The 15,968-nt window shown below is 68.3% G+C and carries 14 protein-coding genes; 8 read left to right on the top strand and 6 right to left on the bottom strand.

Annotated features, from left to right (window positions below):
* Positions 1 to 530: 530 nt before the first annotated feature.
* The 4 genes from PHLH3_RS20275 to map all read left to right on the top strand — a co-directional run bounded on the left by PHLH3_RS20275 (position 531) and on the right by map (position 3,827).
* Positions 531 to 1,571, top strand: coding sequence for a histone deacetylase family protein (locus tag PHLH3_RS20275; RefSeq protein WP_213625551.1), 1,041 nt, complete (start codon positions 531 to 533; stop codon positions 1,569 to 1,571).
* Positions 1,568 to 2,653 carry an extracellular solute-binding protein gene (locus PHLH3_RS20270; RefSeq protein ID WP_213625550.1) on the top strand — a complete coding sequence of 362 codons (1,086 nt, stop codon included), beginning with the start codon at positions 1,568 to 1,570 and terminating at the stop codon, positions 2,651 to 2,653. The genes PHLH3_RS20275 and PHLH3_RS20270 overlap by 4 nt, the downstream gene beginning before the upstream one ends.
* Before the next feature lie 164 nt (positions 2,654 to 2,817).
* Entirely contained in the window at positions 2,818 to 3,039 is a 222-nt protein-coding gene (locus PHLH3_RS20265) for a ParD-like family protein (protein ID WP_173178909.1), read from the top strand.
* Positions 3,036 to 3,827 carry a type I methionyl aminopeptidase gene (gene map / locus PHLH3_RS20260; RefSeq protein WP_213625549.1) on the top strand — a complete coding sequence of 264 codons (792 nt, stop codon included), beginning with the start codon at positions 3,036 to 3,038 and terminating at the stop codon, positions 3,825 to 3,827. The genes PHLH3_RS20265 and map overlap by 4 nt, the downstream gene beginning before the upstream one ends.
* Before the next feature lie 271 nt (positions 3,828 to 4,098).
* Here map and PHLH3_RS20255 read toward each other — a convergent pair whose 3' ends face one another.
* Positions 4,099 to 5,265, bottom strand: a complete 1,167-nt coding sequence (locus tag PHLH3_RS20255) for a YbfB/YjiJ family MFS transporter (RefSeq protein ID WP_213625548.1) — start codon at positions 5,263 to 5,265, stop codon at positions 4,099 to 4,101.
* Positions 5,266 to 5,367: 102 nt separating this feature from the next.
* Here PHLH3_RS20255 and PHLH3_RS20250 point away from each other — a divergent pair, with 102 nt between their 5' ends.
* Entirely contained in the window at positions 5,368 to 6,240 is an 873-nt protein-coding gene (locus PHLH3_RS20250; RefSeq protein WP_213625547.1) for a LysR family transcriptional regulator, read from the top strand.
* 605 nt (positions 6,241 to 6,845) lie between these two features.
* On the opposite strand, the gene PHLH3_RS20245 is transcribed toward PHLH3_RS20250, so the two are convergent.
* Positions 6,846 to 7,802, bottom strand: a complete 957-nt coding sequence (locus tag PHLH3_RS20245; RefSeq protein WP_213625546.1) for a helix-turn-helix domain-containing protein — start codon at positions 7,800 to 7,802, stop codon at positions 6,846 to 6,848.
* Between the two features lie 118 nt (positions 7,803 to 7,920).
* On the opposite strand from PHLH3_RS20245, the gene PHLH3_RS20240 reads away from it, so the two are divergent.
* The 3 genes from PHLH3_RS20240 to PHLH3_RS30700 all read left to right on the top strand — a co-directional run bounded on the left by PHLH3_RS20240 (position 7,921) and on the right by PHLH3_RS30700 (position 10,240).
* A complete protein-coding gene (locus PHLH3_RS20240; RefSeq protein WP_213625545.1) occupies positions 7,921 to 8,547 on the top strand; it encodes a cysteine hydrolase family protein in 627 nt (208 codons plus the stop codon).
* Positions 8,548 to 8,670: 123 nt separating this feature from the next.
* Positions 8,671 to 9,966 (top strand): sorbosone dehydrogenase family protein, encoded by a 1,296-nt coding sequence (locus tag PHLH3_RS20235; RefSeq protein ID WP_213625544.1) that lies wholly within the window; start codon positions 8,671 to 8,673, stop codon positions 9,964 to 9,966.
* 139 nt (positions 9,967 to 10,105) lie between these two features.
* Positions 10,106 to 10,240: a PA1414 family protein gene (locus PHLH3_RS30700; RefSeq protein WP_256604856.1), complete on the top strand. Its 135-nt coding sequence runs from the start codon at positions 10,106 to 10,108 to the stop codon at positions 10,238 to 10,240.
* 27 nt (positions 10,241 to 10,267) lie between these two features.
* On the opposite strand, the gene PHLH3_RS20230 is transcribed toward PHLH3_RS30700, so the two are convergent.
* From PHLH3_RS20230 to PHLH3_RS20215, 4 genes are all read right to left on the bottom strand, one after another.
* Complete coding sequence (locus tag PHLH3_RS20230; protein WP_173178916.1) at positions 10,268 to 10,993, bottom strand: MBL fold metallo-hydrolase; 726 nt, start codon at positions 10,991 to 10,993, stop codon at positions 10,268 to 10,270.
* A gap of 224 nt (positions 10,994 to 11,217) precedes the next feature.
* Entirely contained in the window at positions 11,218 to 12,819 is a 1,602-nt protein-coding gene (locus PHLH3_RS20225) for a 5-guanidino-2-oxopentanoate decarboxylase (RefSeq protein WP_213625543.1), read from the bottom strand.
* A gap of 98 nt (positions 12,820 to 12,917) precedes the next feature.
* A complete protein-coding gene (locus tag PHLH3_RS20220; protein ID WP_213625542.1) occupies positions 12,918 to 14,306 on the bottom strand; it encodes a sodium:solute symporter in 1,389 nt (462 codons plus the stop codon).
* Positions 14,307 to 14,440: 134 nt separating this feature from the next.
* Complete coding sequence (locus tag PHLH3_RS20215; protein ID WP_213625541.1) at positions 14,441 to 15,952, bottom strand: cytosine permease; 1,512 nt, start codon at positions 15,950 to 15,952, stop codon at positions 14,441 to 14,443.
* Between the last annotated feature and the right edge of the window lie 16 nt (positions 15,953 to 15,968).

Genomic DNA, 15,968 nt, shown 5'->3' with positions numbered 1-15,968 from the left:
CCGGGGTTCGTGCTGGATGAGGTGGCGCGCAGCAGGCGGCGGTAGCGGAAGAAGCGGAGGGTGTCGAAGTAGCGGTTGGTCATGATGCAGCTCCCTGTCGAATCCATTGGAGCCGCCACCCAGGCCATCCGGGTGTTGGGGTGGCGGACCGTGCAAGGTTTAGAACCCCCGGTAACAGACAAGGCAGATAACCGAGCGGGCGTGAGCCCCCCTTGCACAGTCCGCCATAGACAGCCAGGAACGACAGGAAGGGTTTCCTGTCGATCCTGCTTATGGCGTGCCTCATCTGTATTGGCTGGGGTTCTAAGCCCAGGTCGCAACCGAGGTCGCAACGGAGCGGGATGCTGCCCAAGCCCCTTGTAGGACGGCAATGCAGTTGTCGTGTCAGAACTGTCGGAGCCTGGCCGGGAGCAACCCTGTGGCCAGTCAGGTTGGCCATTTCGATCCCCTATTGGCCGCCCGTCCCCCTGCGCAAGGGGCCATGATCGGCCACAGAATCCATCCACCCATAACAAGATGAGGTTCCCGGCATGCTGACCGTGTACAGCGACGACCATCGTCTCCACTTCGGCCAGTCCGAACTGGTGGACGGCAAGCTCCAGCCCTGCTTCGAGATGCCCAGCCGTGCGGACACCGTGCTGGCGCGGGTGCGCCACCAGGCGCTGGGCGAGGTGATCGAGCCCCGCGACTTCGGCCTGGAACCCATCCTGCGGGTGCACGACGCCGCCTACGTGGATTTCCTCAAGGGCGCCTGGGCGCGCTGGGCCGCCGAAGGCCACAGCTGCGACATGCTGCCGAGCACCTTCCCCGCGCGCCGCCTGCGCCGTGATGGCCCCATCCCCACCGCGCTGCACGGCCAGCTCGGCCACTACTGCTTCGACACCGAGGCGCCGATCACCGCCGGCACCTGGCAGGCCGTGTACAGCTCGGCGCAGGTCGCGCTCACCGCCCAGGACCACATGCGCAACGGCGCCAACACCGCCTTCGCCCTGTGCCGCCCGCCGGGCCACCACGCCGGCAGCGACTTCATGGGCGGCTATTGCTTCTTCAACAACGCCGCCATCGTCACCCAGGCCTTCCTCGACCAGGGCGCGCGCCGCGTGGCCATCCTCGACGTCGACTACCACCACGGCAACGGCACCCAGGAGCTGTTCTACAGCCGCGGCGACGTGCTCTTCGCCTCGATCCACGGCGACCCGCTGGTGGAATACCCCTATTACCTGGGCCACGCCGACGAGCGCGGCGAAGGCGCGGGCGCGCTCTGCAACCACAACTACCCGCTGCCCCACGGCACCGGCTGGGACGGCTGGGCCGCCGCGCTGGAGGACGCCTGCGGCAAGATCGCCGCCTACGCGCCGGATGCGCTGGTGATCTCCCTCGGTGTCGACACCTACAAGGACGACCCCATCTCCCAGTTCAAGCTGGACTCGCCCGATTACCTGGCCATGGGCCGGCGCATCGCCGCGCTCGGCCTGCCGACGCTGTTCATCATGGAAGGCGGCTACGCGGTGGACGCCATCGGGGTGAACGCCGTCAACGTGCTGCAGGGCTATGAAGAGGTGGCCCGATGAGCGCGCGCCATCTCGTTGCCCTGGCGCTGCTGGGCGCCTCCCTCCAAGCCGCCGCCGAGCCGGTGGTGCGCATCTACAACTGGTTCGACTACATCGCCCCGGACACCCTGGAGAACTTCCGCAAGGACAGCGGCATCACCCCCAAGTACGACGTCTACGACAGCAACGAGGTGCTGGAGGCCAAGCTGCTCTCCGGCCACTCCGGCTACGACCTGGTGGTGCCCAGCGACGGCTTCCTGCCCAACTACATGAAGGCCGGCGTGTTCCAGTCCCTGGACAAGAGCAAGCTGCCCAACTGGAAGAACCTCAACCCGGCGCTGCTCAAGGTGCTGGCCGCCAAGGACCCGGGCAACCAGTACGTGATGCCCTACATGTGGGGCACCAACGGCATCGCCTACAACGTCGACAAGGTGCGCGCGGTGCTCGGCGAGAACGCGCCGGTGGATTCCTGGGAGCTGATCTTCAACCCCGACAACCTGGCCAGGCTCAAGCAGTGCGGCGTGGCCTTCCTCGACTCGCCCACCGAGGTGATCCCCGAGGTGCTGCACTACCTGGGCCTGCCGCCCAACAGCCGCAACCCCGAGGACTACGCCAAGGCCGAGGAACTGCTCACCCGCCTGCGCCCGCACATCACCTACTTCAGCTCCTCGAAGTTCGTCAGCGACCTGGCCAACGGCGAGATCTGCGTCGCCCTGGCCTGGTCCGGCGGCGCCATGCAGGCCGCCGCCCGCGCCGAGGAGGCGGGCAACGGGATGAAGGTCGTGTACCGCATTCCCAAGGAAGGCACGGCCGCCTGGTTCGACGTACTGGCCATCCCCAGGGACGCGCAGAACGTCGAGCAGGCCCACGCCTTCCTCAACTACCTGCTGCGCCCGGAGGTGGTCGCGCCCATCTCCGACCACGTGGCCTACGCCAACCCCAACCAGGCGGCGGACGGGTTGATCTCGCCCACCCTGCGCGACAACCCCAACGTCTACCCGCCGGCGGAGGTGCAGGCGAAGCTGTTCTCGGTGGAGATGCTGCCGCCCAAGCTGGAACGCATCCGTACCCGCACCTGGACCAAGATCAAGACCGGCACCTGAACCGACAGCGCTCGCGCCCGTAGGATGGCGTAGAGCGAAGCGAAACCCATCGCTGCCCCAGGTGATGAGGGCACCAGGGAAGGGCCGCACTGCGGCCCTTTTCCATTTGTGCTTTAAAATTGAAGTGCTATGTTATGTAGCATTTCGTATATGGATCATTCGCCATGGGTATCGTCAAGATCTCCGATGTTCTGCACGAAGAGGCGCGCATCGCCTGCCGCGCCATGTCCCGCTCCATCAACGCCCAGGCCGAGCACTGGATGCGCATCGGCATGCTCGCCGAGGCCCAGCCGGAGCTGACCTACGCCGACATCGTCAAGCGCCTGATGGAAGAGGCCCGCGAACTGGAGCTCTCCGCCACGCCGCCGGTGGAGGCGGTGGAGTGAGCAAGGTCACGATCAAGAACGCCGCCGAGATCGAGCGCATGGTCGTCGCCGGCCGCCTGGCCGCGCGGGTGCTGGAAGCGCTGGATGACTTCATCGTCCCCGGCGTCACCACCGCAGAGATCGACGCCTTCGCCGAGCGCTACATCCTCGACACCCTGCAGGCGATCCCCGGCAGCAAGGGCCAGTACGGCTATCCCTTCACCGTCAACACCTCGGTCAACCAGGTGGTCTGCCATGGCTGGCCCTCGGCGGAAGAGGTGCTGCAGGAGGGCGACATCGTCAATGTCGACGTCACGGTGATCAAGGACGGCTTCTACGGCGACACCAGCAAGATGTACTGCCTCGGCGCCGTCAGCGACGACGCCCGGCGCCTGGTGCAAACGACCCGGCAGTGCCTCTACGACGCCATCCGCCTGGTGCGCCCGGGCGCGACCCTGGGCGATGTCGGCCACGCCATCCAGAGCCGTGCCGAGGAGGCGGGCTACTCGGTGGTGGTGGAGTACTGCGGCCATGGCATCGGCCGGCAGATGCACGAAAGCCCCCAGGTGCTCCACGTCGGCCATCCCGGCACGGGCCTGCGCCTGCAGCCGGGCATGACCTTCACCATCGAGCCGATGATCAACCAGGGCCGCCGCAGCGTTCGTACCCTGGCCGATGGCTGGACCGTCATCACCCGCGACGGCAGCCTCTCGGCGCAGTTCGAGCACACCGTCCTCGTCACCGAGAGCGGCTTTCGCGTGCTCACCCTGCGTGAGGAAGAGCGCGACGCCTTCCCGGCGATGCCGTAGCCGGCAACCTGTAGCCCGGGCTTCAGCCCGGGAATGTGCCGAGCAGCAGGCCTGGTAGGGCGGGTGAAACCCGCGTTGCCACCGCTCGGTGCCGTAGGTTGGCGCCGGGCGCAGCGAGGCCCAACGGTGCGGGGTTGGTCGGTACCTTGTGGGCGCGCCACCGCATGGGTTTCGCTTCGCTCTACGCCATCCTACGGGTGTGCGTCTGCGCCTTTGTAGGATGGGTAGAGGCACGAAACCCATCGATGCGGATCAGCCGGTTATCGCTCGCTCACCCCCTGCACACCACGGCTTCCACCTTCACCTCTTCCCGCGCCTTGAGCATCAGCCCGCCCGCCAGCAACAGGGCACCGGCGGCGAGCAGCAGGGCGGGGCGCAGGCCGCCGCTGAAGTGGCTGCTGAGGGCCGCGAGCAGCGGCCCGCCGAGCTGGCCCAGGGCGAAGCCGGCGGTGAGCAGGCCGACGTTGCGCGCATGGCCCTGCGGGTCGATCTCCCGGGCCCGCTGCATCACCAGCAGCATGCTGGCGAGGAAGGGGCCGCCGCAGAAGATCACGCCCAGCGCGAGGCCGGTCATCCCCGGGAACAGGCAGGCCAGCACACCGAATGCCTGCAGCCACAGCGCGCCCACCAGCCAGCGGCCGGTACTGCCTGTGCCCGGGCGGCGCAGGCTGACCAGCAGCACGCCCAGGGTGGCGATCAGGCCGAAGGCGGGCCAGAACAGGTCGGCCAGCCACTGGCCACGGAACTGCGCGGCGGCCATCTGCGAAAGGAAGGTGGCGGGGATGATGTAGCCGATGCCCACCAGCGAGTACGCCACCAGCAAGGGATAGAAGGCCCTGGGGCGCGGGCCCGCCGGCTGCAGCGCGACATCGGCGCGCTCCTGCGGACGGGGCAGCAGCGGGTGGATGGCCAGGGTCAGCACCAGCGCGGTCACGCCGTACAGCAGCCAGGCGCTGGACGAGCCCTGGCCCAGCAGGTTCAGTGCCAGGGCCATCAGCCCGGTGGCCAGCACGCCCAGGCTCGGCCCGGTGAAGATCAGCCCGGCCAGGCGCGGCCGGCCGGCCTGCACCGCGACCTGGGCGGCGAGGGCCGTGAGCACCACCAGCACCCAGGCGCTGGAGACACCGGCGGCGAAACGCAGCGCCACATGGGGCCAGAAGCCGAACGCCCAGCTGGAGGCGAGGGTGATGGCGACGCCCGCCCAGAGGCCGCCGAACAGGCGGCGATGGGCCTGGGCCGGCGCCGTGGCACGCAGCGCGTCGAGGGCGCCCACCAGGTAGCCGAGGTAGTTGGCGGCGGCGATCAGGCCGGCGCCGGTGAGGTCCACCTGGCCTTCGGCGATCAGGTGCGGCAATTGGGGCGTGAGGGAAAAGCGCCCCACGCCCATGGCGACGAACAGGGCGAGGGTGCTGGCGACGATGCGGATGATGGGCGACATGGCGGCCTCCGGAGTGGCGATGGAGGCCATGCTAGGTTTTTGACTTGTTCAGTTAAAACGAATAATAAAGAACAACTTGTTCATCCAAAGAGAATGGTTGCCATGGAACTCAGTCAGCTGCGCATCTTCCAGGCGGTCGCCGAAGAAGGCTCCATCGCCAAGGCCGCGGTGCGCATGAACCGCGTGCCGTCGAACCTCTCCACCCGCCTGCGCCAGCTGGAGGAGGCCCTGGGCGTGGACCTGTTCCTGCGCGAGCGCCAGCGCCTGCAGCTGTCCGCCGAGGGCAAGGTGCTGCTGGGCTACGCCGAGCGCATGTTCAGGCTGCAGGCCGAGGCGGAGGCGGCGCTCAAGGGCGGTGAGCCGGCGGGCGAATTCGTCATCGGCTCCATGTACAGCACGGCGGCCATCCACCTCCCGGGGATGCTGGCGCGCTTCCACCGCCGCTGGCCGGCGGTCAACCTCCAGGTGCAGACCCTGCCCAGCGGCGAGCTGATCGAGGGGCTGGTGAGCGGCAGGCTGGACGCGGCACTGGTGGACGGCCCCATGGACTACGCCGAGCTGGACGGCCTGCCGCTGTTCGAGGAGACGCTGGTGCTGATCACCAGCCTCGGCCACGCCCCGGTGGCCACGGCGGCGGACGTGCAGGGCGAGTCGGTCTACAGCTTCCGCCCGCGCTGTTCCTACCGCAAACGCATCGAAAGCTGGTTCGCTGCCGCGCGGGTGCCCATGGGGCAGATCATGGAGATCGAGTCCTACCACAGCATGCTCGCCTGCGTGGTCGCCGGTGGCGGCGTGGCGTTGATGCCACTGTCCATGCTCGAGACCCTGCCCGGCCGCGAAGCGGTGGCGGTGCACCACCTGGCCGAACCCTTCGACCACACCACCACCTGGCTGATGTGGCGCAAGGGCATGCTCGGCGCCAACCTCAAGGCGTGGATCGAGGTGATCGAAGCGGAGGCGGCGCAAGCCGCATGACGCGATTGCCCTGTAGGGGCGAATTCATTCGCCCGGCGCCGCCGGATCGCGGGAGCGGATTCATCCGCGAAGGGTGTGTGCGGCAGCATGGGTTTCGCTTCGCTCGCGGAACGCCGCCCGACCCATCCGAAAGTCCGTGCGCACCACGTCGTGATGCGTTGGAGGAAGAAGTTGGAGCACCGCCAACGCCCCTCCAGGAGGCCGAACGCAGTCGTTGCGCAGGGGGACGAGTGGCATGGATGCCACGAGAGGCGCGACTGGCCATGGATGGCCCTTCGCGCCGGCCCCCGGAGCGACGACGGAGTGAGGGCACCCGACGCAGTCGGGCCGGATGATGGGGCAAGCGCTTTTGGTTCCTTTTAAGGCGATTTTTAAAAGGGACTCGCCCGGCAAGGCGAAACAGGAATCATCAGCAAAACTCGGCAATCAGCTGGGCTCAAATCCCCTAGCAACACTTGACGCAGACAGCGCCAATTCATTCGCAAGCGCCGCCAGATCGTGGGAGCGGATTCATCCGCGATAGGACTCGACCCTTGCACGAGGTCCAACGCCCGCCGTTGGGCCTCGCTGTGCTCGGCGCCAACCTACGGTGAGCTGATTGCGGACTACGCCACGCCCCCCTGGAAGCTCTGCCGCCACGCCGAGGGCGAGACGCCGAAGGCGCGGCCGAAGTGGTGGCGCAGGGAGACGGGCGAGCCGAAGCCGGCGAGGGTGGCGATCTTTTCCACGCTCTGGTCGGTGCCTTCCAGCAGGCGCTGGGTCAGGGCCAGGCGCTCGGCCAGCAGCCACTCGCCGAGGGTGCTGCCGGTGAGCTGGCGGAAGTGGCGGCTGAAGGTGCGCCGGCTCATCAGCACGCGCTGGGCCAGGCTGTCGAGGCTGTGCTCCTGCTCCAGGTTGCTGCGCACCCAATCCAGCACGCAGGTGAGGCGGTCGTCGCGCGGGCTGGTGGGCAGGGGTTGTTCGATGAACTGCGCCTGGCCGCCCTGGCGATGAGGTGGCACCACCAGGCGCCGGGCCACGCGGTTGGCGGTCTCGGCGCCGCAATGCTGGCGCAGCAGGTGCAGGCAGCAATCGATGCCGGCGGCGGTGCCGGCCGAGGTGAGCAGTTCGCCGTCTTCGAGGTAGAGCACGTCCGGGTCCAGTTGTACCTGCGGGTAGCGCTCGGCGAAGTCGCGGGCCCAGGCCCAGTGGGTGGTGGCGCGGCGGCCATCGAGCAGGCCGGCTTCGGCCAGCACATAGGCGCCCAGGCACAGGCCGACCATCTTCGCGCCGCGCGCGTGGGCGGCGACCAGGGCGTCCAGCAGGGCCTGCGGCGGGCGTTCGTCGGGGTGGCGCCAGCTCGGCACGATCACGGTGTCGGCGCTGGCGATGGCGTCCAGGCCAAGCTCGACGGCGATGGTGAAGCCGGCGGTGGTGCGCAAGGGGCCCGCTTCGGCGGCGCAGACGCGCAGGTCGAAGGGCGCCATCTCCGGGCAGGTCTCGCCGAACACCAGGCAGGGCACGGAAAGGTGGAAGGGGATGATGCGGTCGAACGCGACCACGACTATCACGTGTTCCTGCATGGGGAAGGCTCCTTGGGTTGGCCCGATATTAGCGGAAGTTGGCAGTCGGGCCACTCACCCGTCGAGATCGCCAAGGCGAAGAATGCGGTCCAGTCCAATCACCACAAGGAGCTCCACCATGGCCCAGCCGAAGCGTGCGCTGATCGTCATCGATGTGCAGAACGAATACGTCAGCGGCGACCTGCTGATCGAGTACCCGCCCGTGGACCAGTCCCTGGCCAATATCGGCCGGGCGATGGACGCCGCCACCGCCGCCGGCATCCCCGTGGTGCTGGTGCAACACCTGGCGCCTGAGGATTCGCCGATCTTCGCCCGTGGCAGCCGTGGTGCCGAATTGCACCCCGTGGTGGCCGATCGTGCCCATGACCATTGGGTGCAGAAGGCACTGCCCAGCGCCCTGACCGGCACCGACCTCGGCCCCTGGCTGCGCGAGCGCGGCATCGACACCCTGACCATCGTCGGCTACATGACCCAGCACTGCGACGAGTCCACCGCGCGCCAGGCCCGCCACGAAGGCTGGAACGTCGAGCTGCTGCACGACGCCACCGGCTCGGTGCCCTTCGCCAACGACCTCGGCTCGGCCAGTGCCGAGGAAATCCACCGCGTGTTCACCCTGGTCTCCCACACCGGTTTCGCCGCCGTGGCCAGCACCGGGCAATGGCTCGCCACCGTCGCCACCGGTGAGGCGCTGCAGCCGGACAACCTCTACCTCTCCAACCAGCGCGCGGTGAAGGCCCGCGGCTGACGCAGCGGCAGGCCCGTCCCGGCGCTCTGGGACGGGCCTGCCGGCGTTGCAGAAATATTCCCTGAACCCTGCTGGCAGGGCCCGGTCGATGCAGTGTGCCCCTCACACGAAAAGGACCGAGCCATGGGCGAGCCCAATCCCCTCAATGTCGTCTTCAGCCTTGCCGCCGGGCTGTTCCTGGTGATCGTCCTGGCCGGCTTCGCCCGTGCCGATGACGCCTTGCCGCCCCCCGACCCGACTCACAAGGTGAAGAACTACAGCAAGGTCCAGGGCTGGGCCGATGGGCAGACGCCCGTCGCCCCCAGGGGCTTTCGCGTCAACCGCTACGCCGGCGAGCTGAACAACCCGCGCTGGCTGTACGTGACGCCCAACGGCGACGTGCTGGTGGCCGAGGCCAACCCCGAGCTGAAGGACGACAAGGCCAGGGAAAAGGCGCGCAGGGACGGCAAGCTGCAATCGCAGAACTACGGCAGGAGCGCCGACCGCATCACCTTGCTGCGCGATACCGATGGCGACGGCGTGGCCGAGCAGCGGGTGACCTTCCTCGATGGCCTCAGGCAGCCGCTGGGCATGCAGGTGGTGGGCGACTGGTTCTACGTGGCCAACACCGATGCGCTGTGGCGCTACCCCTACCAGCCGGGTGACCTGAAGATCCACGGCGAGGGCGAGAAGATCCTCGACCTGCCGGCTGGCGGCTACAACAACCACTGGACGCGCAACATCCTCGCCAACGCCGACAACTCCAAGCTCTACATCTCGGTGGGTTCGGCCAGCAACCTGGGTGACCACGGCATGCAGGAGGAGGAGCGCCGCGCCAACATCCTCGAGATCAACCCCGACGGCAGCGGCGAGCGCATCTTCGCCAGCGGCCTGCGCAACCCGGTGGGCATGGGCTGGGCACCGGGCACGCAGGACCTGTGGACGGTGGTCAACGAGCGCGACAACCTCGGCGAGGACCTGGTCCCGGACTACCTGGCCAAGGTGGAGGCGGGCGCCTTCTACGGTTGGCCCTACGCCTACTTTGGCCCCCACGAGGACCCCCGCCTGGCCGGCAAGCGCCCGGACCTGGTGGCCAGGGCGCGCAAGCCGGATCTCTCCCTGGGCGCGCATACCGCATCGCTCGGCCTGGCCTTCTACACCCAGCAGGCCTTCCCCGAGCGCTACCGCGACGGTGCGTTCGTCGGCCAGCACGGCTCGTGGAACCGCAGCGCGCTCTCCGGCTACAAGGTGGTTTTCGTGCCGTTCGAGAACGGTGAACCGAGCGGTGCGCCGGAGGATTTCCTCACCGGCTTCGTCAAGGATGCGGACAAGGCCGAGGTCTTCGGTCGCCCGGCGGGCATCGCCGTGCTGCCCAGCGGCGCGCTGCTGGTGGCGGATGATGCCGGCAACAGCTTGTGGCAGGTTCGTGTCGAACCCTGAGGGGAAATTTGATCCAGGGCATTTTCGCTTTGGCGCGGCAGGACTACTCTGTACCTGGCAGCGGAATCGTTCCGTTCGCCGAGGGCGGCCAACTTGATTCGGGCCGCCCGACCAACCTTTTGATCGACTGGAGGGGCCCATGAAAGCTTGGCTGAGCCATATCGCCTGGCAGTTGTCCGTGACCCTTGGGCTGAGTGAGCGCCCGCGTCTGCAACCCATCCCCGTACGCAGCGACGAGCAACGTCGTCTGGCGGAGCAACGTCGGCGCCGCTAGGGCGCCTTGCGCGGGTCGCCTGCGCGGTCAGTCGTGCGCCTTGAACCAGGCACCGATCAGTTCGCGCAGACGTTCCCCGGAGAAGCTCGGGAAATGCCCGCCATGCACGGTGCGAACCGGAAGTTCGCGCAGCCGTGCGAGGCTTTTCGCGTAGTCATCCAGGTCCGAGTGGTAGGCGTCCTCGATCAGCGGCCCGTCGTAGACGATATCGCCGCTGAACAGCGTGCCGGTCCGCTCTTCCCACAGGCTGATGCCACCGGGTGAATGCCCGGGGGTGTGCAGCACCTGCAACGTCCTGTCCCCCAGGTCCAGCACATCGCCTTCCTCGATCAGCCGCGTGGCCGGCGCCGCCTTGACGCGGTACTCGGCGTAGCACAGCGGGCAGTCGGGGTGCGCCTCGAACATCTCGTCGCCGACGAAGGCGCGGGCCAGGGTGTTGTCGCCGTCCGGGGTGGCGAGGATGTCCGCCTCGGCGGGGTGCACCAGGCGTTCGTCGAACTCGTGATGGCCGGCGATATGGTCGAAATGGGTGTGGCTGGCCACCGCCAGCAGCGGGCGTTCGGTGAGCCAGGGCAGCTGCTCGCGCAGGCTGACCAGGCCCGAGCCCGAATCCACCAGCACGTCGCGGTCGCGGCCCTGCACATGCCACAGGTTGCAGCGGTAGAAGGGGCGCACATAGGGCTCGCTGATCAGGCTGACGCCGTCGTAGAGATGCTCGACTTCGAACCAGCGGTCGCGGCTGACGATCTTCATCGGGGGCTCCTTTGTTGTGGTTGTGCGGGCAGCATACCTGTCCGGTGCGGGCCATGGAGGGGGTGTTTCCGGCATGGGCGCGTGCCTTGCCCGACTCCGCCTGGTGGAGGTGAAAAGCGACCTCCACCCGACGACCGTGGGAGCGAATTCATTCGCGAAAACGCCCCGGCACGCAGAGCCGTAGCCCGGGCTTCAGCCCGGGGCTCTGCTCAAGTCACTCGACTTCAAGGCGCAAAGGGCGGGGCTTCGGCCACTTCGATGATCAGCGGGCGGTCGGCCGGGGCGTTGCGCAGCAGTTCCTGCAGGTGGGTGTGGTCGCGGGCCTTCTCCGCCTGGCAGCCGAAGCCGCGGGCGATGGCGATGAAGTCCGGCGTGTAGATGTCCACGCCCAGCGGGGTGATGTCGCGTCGCTCCATGTAGCGCTTGATCTCGCCGTAGCCCTGGTTGTTCCACAGCAGGACGATGACCCCGACCCGCGCTTCCACGGCGCTGGCCAGTTCCGGCAGGGTGAACTGGATGCCGCCGTCGCCCATCAGGCTGATCACCGGGCGGCCCGGTTCGGCCAGCTTGGCGCCGATGGCCGCCGGCAGGCCGTAGCCCAGGGTGCCGTAGCCGGTGGAGGCGTTGAACCAGCGGCGCGGGCCGTCCAGTTCCACCAGGTGGTTGCCGCTGTAGACGGTCTGCGTCGAGTCACCGACGAAGCGCGCGTCGGGCAGCACCTCGAGGATGCAGTCGAACAACCGGCGGTAGTGCTCCCAGCCGGCGAAGCCTTCGGCCAGTTGTGCGCGGGCTTCGGCGGCGCGACGGGCGCCAGGGCTGTTGGCGTCGGCCTGGCGCGGCGGCAGCTCGGCCAGCAGCACGCGCATGGCCTGGCGGGCATCGCAGTGGATGGCCAGGGTCGGGGCGTGGTTGCGCACCAGTTGCTGGGCGTCGATGTCGATGCGGATCAGCTCGCCGCCGATGCGGAAGCCGCCGTCGAACACCACGTCGTAGTCGGTCTCGCCCAGCTCGGTGCCGATGGCCAGCACCAGGTCGGCGTCGGCGGCCAGCTGGCGCACCGGTACCAGGGACTGGTTGCTGCCCAGCAGCAGCGGGTGGTCGCCGGGGAGCAGGCCCTTGGCGTTGATGGTCTGCGCGGTGGGGGCGTCGAGGGCGGTGGCCAGGGCGCGGGCCTCCACCTGGGCTTCGACGCAACCGCCGCCCAGCAGCAGGAGCGGGCGTTGGGCGGCGCGCAGGCGCTGGGCGACCTCGCGCAGCTGCGCCAGGGGCGCGGCAGGACGCGGCAGGCGCACGCGGGGGCGCAGCTCCAGGTGGTCGGCGGGGGCGGTGATGATGTCCAGCGGCAGCTCGATGTGCACCGGGCGCGGACGCTGGCCGTCGAACACGGCGAAGGCGCGGGCCAGCACGGCGGGCAGTTCGTCGACGCTCATGAGGGTGTGGCTGAAGGCGGCGACGCCGGCCACCAGGCCGCGCTGGTCCGGCAGTTCGTGCAGGTAGCCGTTGCCGAGGCCGAGGCGATGGCGCTCGTTGACGCTGGAGATCACCAGCATGGGGATGGAGTCGGCGTAGGCCTGGCCCATGGCGGTGAGGATGTTGGTCATGCCCGGGCCGGTGATGATGAAGCACACGCCGGGCTTGCCGGTGACGCGGGCGTAGCCGTCGGCCATGAAGCCGGCGCCCTGTTCGTGGCGCGGGGTGACGTGGCGGATGCGACTGCCGGGCAGGCCACGGTAGAGCTCGACGGTGTGCACGCCGGGGATGCCGAACACGGTGTCGACGCCCCAGGCTTCCAGTTGCTTGACGAGGAATTCACCGCAGGTGGTCATGGCAGGTTCCTTGTTGGGCTGGGTGTAAAACGAGCCCGGCAGGGTTGCCGGCCGGGCTCAGAAGGGTCACGGGAGTGGACCGCGACCAGTCGGGAAGATCAGGCCAGGCTGGCGTGGCTGGCCGGGCGACGGGTCACCAGGCTGATGACCACGAAGCTCAACAGACCGACCGCAAGGCTGTAGTAGATCGGGGTGTTGGCGTCCAGGCCGTCCTTGAACATGAAGCCCAGGACGGTGAGGAAGCCCAGGGTCATGCTGGCGATGGCGCCGGCGGTGGTGGCGCGCTTCCAGTAGATGGCACCGATCAGCGGAACCAGCATGCCGCCCACCAGCAGGTTGTAGGCCACGGTCAGGGCGCTGATCACGTCGCTCACCACCAGGGCGATGCCGAGCATGACCACGCCCAGCAGCAGGGTGGCGATGCGGTTTTCATGCACGTCGCCGTTGCCGCTGGTGCGGCCACCGCGCAGCAGCGGCAGCAGGTCCTGGGTGATGGTGGTGGAGGCGGCCAGCAGGCCGGCGCTGGCGGTGGACATCAGCGCGGCCAGGGCGGCGGCGATGACCAGGCCGCGGATGCCGTTGGGCAGGCTGTGCTCGACCACGCTGGCGAAGGCGTTGTTGACGTTGTCCAGGTCGGGCAGCAGCACCTTGGCGGCCATGCCGATGAGCGCTCCGGCCAGGCCGTAGAGGATGCAGTAGAGGCCGGCGGCGGTGCCGGCCACCTTGGCCACGCCCTCGCTGCGGGCGGTGAACACGCGCTGCCAGATGTCCTGGCCGATGAAGATGCCGAAGAAGTAGATCAGGAAGTAGGTGACGATGGTGTCCCAGCCGATGGCGGTGAAATCGAAGTAGCGCGCCGGCAGCTTCTCCACCAGGGCGTTCCAGCCGCCGGCGTCGGCGATGGACATGGGCATCAGCAGGAACACCAGGCCGACGGTCATGATCAGGAACTGCACGATGTCTGTGAGGGTCAGCGACCACATGCCGCCGATGGTGGAGTAGAGCACCACCACCCCGCCGCCGACGAGGATGGCGACCCAGAACGGCAGGCCGAACAGCACCTGCATGACGGTGCCGATGGCGATGGTGGAGGTGGCGCCGATCATCAGCGCGTACACCAGCATGATCACCGCGCTGGACTGGCGGGCAGCCGGGTTGTAGCGGCGCTCCAGTACCTGGGTGACGGTGTAGATCTTCAGCTTCAGCAGCGGTTTGGCGAGGAACAGGCTGAGCCCGACGATGCCCAGGCCGATGGCGCCGCAGAGCCAGAAGCCGGAGATGCCGTGGACGTAGCCCAGGCGCACGGTGCCGATGGTGGAGGCGCCGCCGAGGACGGTGGCAGCCATGGTGCCGAGGTAGAAACCCGGGCCGAGGTTGCGCCCGGCGACCAGGTAGTCGTCACGGGTCTTGGCGCGACGCATGCCATACCAGCCGAGGGCCAGCATGCCGGCGGCGTAGAGCAGTACGACGAAGATATCCAGGGCCATAAGATCAGCTCTCTCTTTCTCATTGTTGTAGTCCGGACGGGCATCCGGGGACGTGCGTAGCCGCGCGGCGCTGCCGCGTGGCCGGTCCATTCATCGCAAGGATCGGGGCCGTCCGGGCCCCGGTGGGTTCAGGGTCAGGCGGCCTCGGCCCGCAGGGGCGCGACGCTGCGTTTCAGGCGCACCCAGCGCGGGCCGCGCGGACCGTACACCTCGGCCGGCTCGGGGAACAGGTTGAGCAGCGCCAGGTAGAGCAGGGCGGCCATGCCGAGGGTGACCGGCAGGCTGACGTCGATGCCGCCGGCCAGTTCGCCCAGCGGGCCGACGAACTGCCCCGGCAGGTTGACGAAGCACAGGCCCACCAGCGCGCTGGGGATCCAGGCACCCATGCCGCGCCAGTTCCAGCCGTTGTGGAACCAGTAGCGGCCGCCGGTCTCGCCACGGGTGAAGACCTGCAGGTCGTCCGGGCAGTAGAAGCCGCGGCGGATCACCAGGCCGAGGATCATGATCACCATCCAGGGGCTGGTGCAGGTGATGATCAGCACGGCGAAGGTGGACACGCTCTGCACCAGGTTGAAGGCGAAGCGGCCGATGAAGATGAAGGCGATGGACATCAGCCCGATCATCACCGTGGCCTGCACGCGGTTGAGCAGGCGCGGGAACACCGAGGACATGTCCAGGCCGGTGCCGTACAGCGAGGTGGTGCCGGTGGACATGCCGCCGATCACCGCGATCAGGCACACCGGCAGGAAGAACCAGGTCGGCGAGACGGCCAGCAGGCCGCCGACGTAGTTGTTCTGGGCGATGTAGTCCGGCGCCTGGACGGCGACGATGGTGGCGGTGACCAGGCCGAAGAAGAACGGGATCAGCGTGGCCAGCTGGGCGCCGATCACCGCCGCCATGATGCGGCCCTTGCTCGCCTCGCGGGGGATGTAGCGCGCCCAGTCGCCGAGGAAGGCGCCGAAGGACACCGGGTTGCTCATGGCCAGCAGGGCGGCGCCGATGAAGGCGGCCCAGAAGCCCTCGCTGCCCACCTGCACCGAGCCTGCGTAGCTCGCGTCGAAGGGGCCGGCGAAGGCGAACACGCCCAGCAGGAACAGCGCGCTGGCGCTCCACACCGCGACCTTGTTGACCCACAGCAGGAAGCGGAAGCCGTAGATGCACACCGTCAGCACCAGCACCGCGAACAGGCCGTAGGCCAGGCCCAGGGTCAGGTCGGTTTCCGGCAGGCCCATCAGGCGCTTGGCGCCGCCGATGAGGGCATCGCCCGAGCTCCACACCGAAAGGGAGAAGAAGGCGATGGCGGTGAGCAGCGAGAGGAACGAGCCGACGATTCGCCCGTGCACGCCGAAGTGGGCGCCGGAGGAGACCGCGTTGTTGGTGCCGTTGAGCGGGCCGAACAGGCCCATCGGCGCGAGGATCAGCGAGCCCACCACCACGCCCAGCAGGATTGCCCACATGCCCGCCTCGAAGGACAGGCCGAAGAGCACCGGGAAGCTGCCGAGCACGGCGGTGGCGAAGGTGTTGGCGCCGCCGAAGATCATGCGGAACAGGTCGACGGGCTTGGCGTTGCGCTCGTGGTCGGGGATCTGCTCGACACCGAACGTCTCGATTCGGGTCAGGCTTTGCTCGTTATTGTTGTTATGCATCGTTGTTCTCCCGGGG

This window comes from Pseudomonas sp. Pc102, assembly GCF_018408275.1.
Classification (GTDB): domain Bacteria; phylum Pseudomonadota; class Gammaproteobacteria; order Pseudomonadales; family Pseudomonadaceae; genus Metapseudomonas; species Metapseudomonas tohonis.
The sequence above is the reverse complement of the archived record's forward strand: the minus strand, read 5'-3'. Positions and strand labels throughout refer to the sequence as shown.